At 33.6% G+C, this 6,339-nt stretch carries 18 protein-coding genes and 1 pseudogene; 18 read left to right on the top strand and 1 reads right to left on the bottom strand.

The features are described from left to right. From L987_RS13755 to L987_RS13745, 17 genes and pseudogenes are all read left to right on the top strand, one after another. Window positions 1-154: SA1788 family PVL leukocidin-associated protein (locus L987_RS13755; protein ID WP_269429215.1), on the top strand; the 154-nt coding region annotated here is incomplete at its 5' end. A 353-nt stretch (window positions 155-507) separates the two neighbouring features. Further along, window positions 508-719, top strand: a pseudogene (locus L987_RS14400) (DUF3310 domain-containing protein); the annotation flags it as partial. A 50-nt stretch (window positions 720-769) separates the two neighbouring features. Next, complete coding sequence (locus L987_RS08990; RefSeq protein WP_156105212.1) at window positions 770-922, top strand: hypothetical protein; 153 nt, start codon at window positions 770-772, stop codon at window positions 920-922. Next, complete coding sequence (locus L987_RS08985; RefSeq protein ID WP_047504250.1) at window positions 912-1,310, top strand: hypothetical protein; 399 nt, start codon at window positions 912-914, stop codon at window positions 1,308-1,310. The genes L987_RS08990 and L987_RS08985 overlap by 11 nt, the downstream gene beginning before the upstream one ends. Continuing rightward, entirely contained in the window at window positions 1,311-1,682 is a 372-nt protein-coding gene (locus tag L987_RS13305; protein ID WP_052190986.1) for a YopX family protein, read from the top strand. A 6-nt stretch (window positions 1,683-1,688) separates the two neighbouring features. Then, window positions 1,689-2,033, top strand: coding sequence for a hypothetical protein (locus L987_RS08970; protein WP_047504248.1), 345 nt, complete (start codon window positions 1,689-1,691; stop codon window positions 2,031-2,033). Next, a complete protein-coding gene (locus L987_RS08965) occupies window positions 2,034-2,261 on the top strand; it encodes a hypothetical protein (RefSeq protein WP_047504245.1) in 228 nt (75 codons plus the stop codon). Continuing rightward, window positions 2,251-2,463 (top strand): hypothetical protein, encoded by a 213-nt coding sequence (locus L987_RS08960; RefSeq protein WP_047504241.1) that lies wholly within the window; start codon window positions 2,251-2,253, stop codon window positions 2,461-2,463. Before L987_RS08965 ends, L987_RS08960 begins: the two co-directional genes overlap by 11 nt. A gap of 1 nt (window position 2,464) precedes the next feature. Then, the gene (locus tag L987_RS08955; RefSeq protein WP_047504238.1) at window positions 2,465-3,073 is read left to right on the top strand and encodes a hypothetical protein; all 609 of its coding nucleotides are present in this window, start codon (window positions 2,465-2,467) and stop codon (window positions 3,071-3,073) included. Next, the gene (locus L987_RS14170; protein WP_231558586.1) at window positions 3,073-3,276 is read left to right on the top strand and encodes a hypothetical protein; all 204 of its coding nucleotides are present in this window, start codon (window positions 3,073-3,075) and stop codon (window positions 3,274-3,276) included. The genes L987_RS08955 and L987_RS14170 overlap by 1 nt, the downstream gene beginning before the upstream one ends. Window positions 3,277-3,300: 24 nt before the next feature. Continuing rightward, on the top strand, window positions 3,301-3,531 hold the full coding sequence (locus L987_RS08945; RefSeq protein WP_047504232.1) for a hypothetical protein: 231 nt from the start codon (window positions 3,301-3,303) through the stop codon (window positions 3,529-3,531). Continuing rightward, entirely contained in the window at window positions 3,524-4,063 is a 540-nt protein-coding gene (locus tag L987_RS08940) for a dUTPase (RefSeq protein WP_047504230.1), read from the top strand. Before L987_RS08945 ends, L987_RS08940 begins: the two co-directional genes overlap by 8 nt. Before the next feature lie 52 nt (window positions 4,064-4,115). Then, a complete protein-coding gene (locus tag L987_RS08935; RefSeq protein ID WP_047504225.1) occupies window positions 4,116-4,583 on the top strand; it encodes a hypothetical protein in 468 nt (155 codons plus the stop codon). A gap of 4 nt (window positions 4,584-4,587) precedes the next feature. Beyond that, complete coding sequence (locus L987_RS08930; protein ID WP_047504223.1) at window positions 4,588-4,782, top strand: hypothetical protein; 195 nt, start codon at window positions 4,588-4,590, stop codon at window positions 4,780-4,782. Then, a complete protein-coding gene (locus L987_RS13300) occupies window positions 4,770-4,985 on the top strand; it encodes a DUF1381 domain-containing protein (protein ID WP_052190984.1) in 216 nt (71 codons plus the stop codon). Before L987_RS08930 ends, L987_RS13300 begins: the two co-directional genes overlap by 13 nt. Before the next feature lie 17 nt (window positions 4,986-5,002). Continuing rightward, window positions 5,003-5,134: a transcriptional activator RinB gene (gene rinB / locus L987_RS13750; RefSeq protein ID WP_156105211.1), complete on the top strand. Its 132-nt coding sequence runs from the start codon at window positions 5,003-5,005 to the stop codon at window positions 5,132-5,134. Next, window positions 5,134-5,301 (top strand): DUF1514 domain-containing protein, encoded by a 168-nt coding sequence (locus tag L987_RS13745; RefSeq protein ID WP_156105210.1) that lies wholly within the window; start codon window positions 5,134-5,136, stop codon window positions 5,299-5,301. Before rinB ends, L987_RS13745 begins: the two co-directional genes overlap by 1 nt. A 31-nt stretch (window positions 5,302-5,332) precedes the next feature. Here L987_RS13745 and L987_RS08920 read toward each other — a convergent pair whose 3' ends face one another. Further along, window positions 5,333-5,542: a hypothetical protein gene (locus L987_RS08920; protein WP_047504220.1), complete on the bottom strand. Its 210-nt coding sequence runs from the start codon at window positions 5,540-5,542 to the stop codon at window positions 5,333-5,335. 95 nt (window positions 5,543-5,637) lie between these two features. On the opposite strand from L987_RS08920, the gene L987_RS08915 reads away from it, so the two are divergent. Further along, entirely contained in the window at window positions 5,638-6,033 is a 396-nt protein-coding gene (locus L987_RS08915; RefSeq protein ID WP_047504218.1) for a hypothetical protein, read from the top strand. The last annotated feature ends 306 nt before the right edge of the window (window positions 6,034-6,339 follow it).

Below are 6,339 nucleotides of genomic sequence, written 5' to 3'. Positions count from 1 at the left end.
AGAGGACAGAGAACGTGAGGAACGTAGACGAGATAAGTTAGATGCTAAACAACGTAAAGAGCAGGAACGTTTACAGATGATTGAAGATGCGAAGTGTAGAGACCCATACTGGTTTGACAATACTTGGAATCAAATGTTCAAGGGGTGGAGTTAATGAAGATTAGAGATTTGAACTTAGATGATTACGTAATCGTGTATGACATTGTCGCGTACGATATTGTCAAGAATGAATACAGCGGAGGGATGACGGTTGTGGGGCGTGTGGATGAAATTATATTTAACGAAGATGGTAAGAATGAAGCCATTATTAATGTGACCGGTGACTTATATGGAATAACAGACAATAACTACTTTGATTTGTGGAGTAACTTTATAGAGAGTAAGACGGAGAGCGTGAGCACGCTTAATCCAGGTAAGATATATAGTTACAGTAATTCAACAGTTGGCCCAAATGAAGAAATTATATCTCACAGCCAATCCAACAACTTACAACAACGTAAGCGAAACGACACAGTCAACCACCCTTCACATTATAACTACGGTGATATAGAAGTGATAAATTTCATAGAGCAGGTAACAAAACACTACAATCCTAATGTAGCTTATCACATTGGCAATGCTATTAAGTATCTTGCACGCAGTCCTCATAAGAACGGTAAGAAGATGTGGCTAAAGCTAAATGGTATATCGAGCGTGCGTTTGAGAATTGGGATAAGTAATGCAGTTATCAAACACAACCAACATACGATACAAATATAACACTGGTGGGATGAACACAGTGGAAATGGCACAGTTATTAAAGTATTACGGATTACGCGGATTCTTGAAATCTATGAATTCACGCAGCTTTACAGTAGCAGTGTTGCCAGAGGACAAGGAACATAACAGGAAAGTAATGGAGGGGTTAAGGAATGAAGATTAAACGTAAAGTACAGAAAAACTTACCACAGTTGATTGAGTGGCTATTGAAAAGTGGATATCGTAATTATACAGCAAATTCAAATATGGGAAATACAGTAACATTATCACGCGGTGGTGCAATACAATTTTTAATCGGAACATTTTTTCCGGAAGAAACTTTCACAGTCGAAGTCGAGGAAGAAATTACAGAAGATACGGTGATACCAAAATTAGTAGAAATTTATAAAATTATCGATAAACAAGAAAAAATCACAATACATGAAAATAGTAATATATATAGCAATGTTGATTCTCAAAACTCAAGTGATTTTAAATCATTTGCCTTTTACATCTTAAACGACGACTACACAATGACTTTAATCTGGCGTGATGGGAGATTGGTTGAGTAGATGATTAAATTTAGAGCGTATTTAAAAGAAAGACCATATTTGAAAGGAACAGGAATCATTGTAGATGTACAAGATATTAATTATAAATATGAAGAGATTGTATATGAAAATGAAAAATACATGGAAGTAGCAGATTTTAAGGATGTTATACTCCTCCAATCCACAGGACTTAAAGATAAGAATGGTGTAGAGATATTTGAAGGTGATGTAGTTGAGAATAAAAATAAAGAATTGGGTTACATCAAATGGTCAGGTGGAGGTTTTAACTACCGTGACGAAACAAGATTATATTATTTATTTACTATAGGAGCAAAACAACCGTTTGAAGTAAAAGGCAATATTTACGAACACCCACATTTACTAAAGGAGTGATGGCGAGTGATTAGCAACATGTATGAAATAATTCAAGAACGTGACCAATACAAAGCAGAACGAAACAGCCTTATCGACGATCTATCTTGGTATAAAGCAAAGGTTAGTAGGTTGGAACGGGAGAATCATGATTTTAAAAAACGTAATGCCTTACTTATGAATACAGTAGATGATTTAGATAAAGAAAACAAAGCGTTACGTTTACAATCTGACACTTACTTTGAACAGTGGCAACAACACAAAGCGTTAAATAACGAGTTCTCCCAACACATCGGAAACAAACCATCGAGCAGCACGTATAAGTATTTTAGAGAGAAGTTGGATGGATTAGGGATTGAGGAGGGTGATTAGATGGCGTATAAATACGAACAAAGAATAAATGATGCTTTTTTTAGAGCAAGTAGAGATGGTAGAAACGTCAATAATGAGTTATTAGCAGAACTAAAAGAAGTCTATCGCAAAGCAGAGGCGTTTGACAAATTAGTTGAATTCTATCCACAAAAAGATGAAATACCAAGTGATGAATTTTTTATGATGATGGGATATATCATCAAGGAGCGTGCAGACGATGAAAGATAGAGAATATAAAGACGCATGGCAGACGTTAAAAGAAAAATTGTTAAGAGAATATCCATACAAAATTGAAGTTGCCCGAGAATTACAAGGTAGTTATGAGTTTGGAATGGTAGAACAAATTAAACGTACAGGTTTAGCAATGGATGAAAAGGACGGCACAAACGAATTTAGCAACTTACTTTCAAACATAGAAATGAGTGATTGATATGAGGAAAATTAAGGATTTAACTGGAAAAACATTTAACGGTATAAAAGTAATTGATTATTTTGGACAAGATAAACATAAGAAAGCTAAATGGGAAGTTGTTTGTCATTGTGGAAACAAATTTGTAACAATCGGTAATAATTTACAAAAAGGAACAACTAAATCTTGTGGATGTACTCAGAATATTAAACATGGAGATTCCAAAAAAAGACTTTATAGAATATGGATAAACATGATTAGAAGATGTTCTATTGAAACAGAAACTCATTTTAATAGATATGGTGGCAGAGGTATAAAGGTTTGTGATGAATGGGTTGATAACTATTTAGAGTTTAAGGAATGGGCTATGAAAAATGGATATGATGAAAAATTATCTATAGATAGAATAGATAACAACGGCAACTATACACCGGAAAACTGTAGATGGGTTGATGTAAAAACACAATCGAATAACAGAGAAACCAATGTATTAATAAAATATCAAGGTGTAGAGCGTACGTTGAAAGAATGGTGCACGTTACTGAATTTAAATTACAATACAGTACATTATAGATATGCAAAAGGCTATGGAATAGATGAGATGTTTAAAAGCGATTTGGAGGATGAGTAGTGATGGAATATAAAATATCTAAATATGACTATGATTATAGTGGACCGGGTATGACGATAATCCTCGTTTGTCTTAAAGATCCAAGGAAAAGAAAATATATAAAGATTTCTAAATACGAATTTAATGCTGATGATTATAAAATAGGAGATAAATATAAAATCAGGAAATTCTTATGGTTGGAAATTTGGACTAAAATATATTGAAAAATAGAATTGGAGGACGAGTAGATGGCACATGTTTATGAACATCATATGGGTGGAGTATATTTTTCAAAAGATTATGACGAGAGTTTATTAGAAACTTGCGAACAGTGTTTCGATAGCGACCAGTATTTAGGTTTTGCATACAGCTTACCTCAATTAAAAGCTGTGTTAAGAGAAGGATCGTATGCAGAGGATTACATTAAAGAAGTGTGTAACAAATATATTAAATTTACGGAGGACAAACAAAATGACTAACACAATTACAGTAGATCAATTAAAAGAATTATTACAAATACAAAAGGACTTTGACAGTAGAATACCAACACTTAATTTACAGGATAGCAAAGTAGCATATGTGGTTGAATTTTTTGAATGGTTTAACACATTAGAAACGTTCAAGAATTGGAAGAAAAATCCAGGTAAACCTTTAGATGTTCAGTTAGATGAATTGGCAGATATGTTGGCGTTTGGATTGAGTATTGTAAACCAACAGGAACGTGATGAAATTTTAATTGAATCTATCGTTGATGCTGTTTTAAAAGATAATAAGCCACATGGAGAATTTGATTTTGCTAATTTCAAAATAACAAAAATGATGTTAGTTGGTATTACTGATACTGTGTTTCGTAATGACAACACATCAAGAGCATACATTTTAGCATTGCCTTTCGGGTTAGCTATTCAATACTACACAATCGACCAACTAATCAAAGCATACAAAAAGAAAATGGAGCGTAATCATGCAAGACAAGACGGAACAGCAGACAAAGACAAAGGGTACGTATGATAAAGACATACTTCAAAAAATCAAAGAGTTACTTAATAAGGAGTGAGTGTGGATGTGGACGTATGATTTTATCGAATCAGAAAAACGACGTATTGAACGCACGCCTATAATTTCTTTCAGCCATGAAGAAAAGTGGATAATGGTAATGAATACTGATGAAAACATTAAGAAGTTTAAGAAAATGTGGGAAAATACTCCGCAAGAAAAAAGACCTGAAGGTTACAAAGTGTATTACAATACTCCAGAAGAATACGAATGGATATTAGAAGGCATGGAATTACGCGCAGAACTTAGCGAGAAAAGAGAAAGGGAACGTAAACTTATCAATCCTGATATTGACGAGAACATACTGGACGTTAAGAGCAAGCAAGATTTAATTAATTACTTTTTAGATCAAAGATGGTTGTACGAAGTGACTAACATTGACGAGTATTCGGAAGATGAGGAAGTAGATCATGCGCAACTAAACGCAGAACAAGCAGAGTTGAAAAAATTAATTGATAAATATTTTAAGGAGTGAGTGTATGAAGAAAATATGGGAAGGTTTCGCAAATATTGTTGAATCTTGTTTAACTAGAATAGGGAATTTTGTACTTGGTTTCTTTAAACCGTTTTGGAGTTGGCTAAAACGTATTTTATACCCATATAGATACTTCATTTTTGCAGCAGATGTAATATTAATAATTTTATTGGTGGTGTTAATGATATGCAGTATTTAATACGCACACTAACAGATTCAACCGGTCACCCTTTCACTCATGTAACTAAAGCACGTGATAATGAATCATACACTGTGATTGAGGCAGAGAGTAAGGAGGAGGCGTTGGAGATGGCAAAGAAACCTAAAGGATTATTACAAGTAGTACCATCTAGTTTTAATAACGGTCCTATTAGTAGAGCGTTATCGAAAGGTAACAAATAGAGAGAGGACAGTGACCAATGAAAATACTTAAAACATTACTAATCATAGCACTTTACGAACTAAGCAAATACGTTACGAATGCAATCATTATTAAATTACAGGCAAATGATGACATAGATCAGCCGAAAGATTATGAGGAGGATAAGTAATGTGGATAATTATATCAGTACTATTAGGACTTACATCACTATACCTACTCATATCAAACTATGTTAAGAATGACCAAATAGCAGCATTGAAATATACAATTGTTTATATGGCCAGTGATGAAGATATTGAGAAGGCTATGCAAGAGTGGAAGAGATTTAAGGAATAATACTAGGGCGATAACTCGCCCTTTAAGTTGATTATTTTGTTTCGATTTTAACGATTTGATTTTTAAAAATAACCACTTCTGTAGATAAATTACCTTGAGGTATTGTATATTCAAAAACTTCACCGTCTTCATGAGTGACATTACCTGTCACTTCATTTTTTTCACCATTATTTAAATAAATGTATAGCGTTTTCCCAGAACCAAGAAGACTTTTAAAACGATTAGAAATATTAAAATGCATACCGTTTCTCACCACCAATCTAATAAAATTATATTAAGTATACTACAACCTATCATTAATAGATAGCATAATTATAAATAACCTGGAGGTAACATATGTACACACCAACTGAAGTGAAACAATTAATAACCGATTACCACTGGATGAGACGACTCATTGACCATCAAGTGTATGAGTATGATAGTACATCTATTGGGCAGTATGGTATAGAGTCAGCTATGCCTAAAGGCCAAGGTGGTACTGGAGATAAGGTGCTAGTCAGAGTGATACGTAATGATAAGGATAGACGCAAGACACAGGAGCTTATAGAGAAGGTAGCATTCATTGATGAGTATGAGCATAACATAACCAATGATAAGAACTACCACATACTACAGTTACTTAAGCAGGGTGAGAGTAAGAATAGAATCATGGTACTTATGCAGATAAGTAAAGATAATCTATACAATAGGATAGATGCTATCACTGATGTATATATGAATAAACAATAACAGACACATCGTACGAATCGTACACATCGTACACTATTATTCATATGACTATACTATGTTATATAATATCCATATAGGATAGGCGCTATTGACCAGTGACTTAGTATAAATAACAATACTATATTATAAGTAGGCACATCACTTAGTGGTGTGTCTTTCTTTGTATGCCAATTGATATGAGTATCATCACATGAATCAATAATACTTTCCCCTTTAAGTTAACAGTCATGATGATGTACTCATATGAGTTAGTACATATAACTCATACGTCATAACCATTGGTGATCTATATGTATCTAGACTAAT

The sequence above is a fragment of the Staphylococcus sp. ZWU0021 genome (assembly GCF_000798895.1).
In the GTDB taxonomy this organism is placed as follows: Bacteria; Bacillota; Bacilli; order Staphylococcales; family Staphylococcaceae; genus Staphylococcus; species Staphylococcus saprophyticus.
This window is presented reverse-complemented; position numbering and strand designations above follow the sequence as displayed.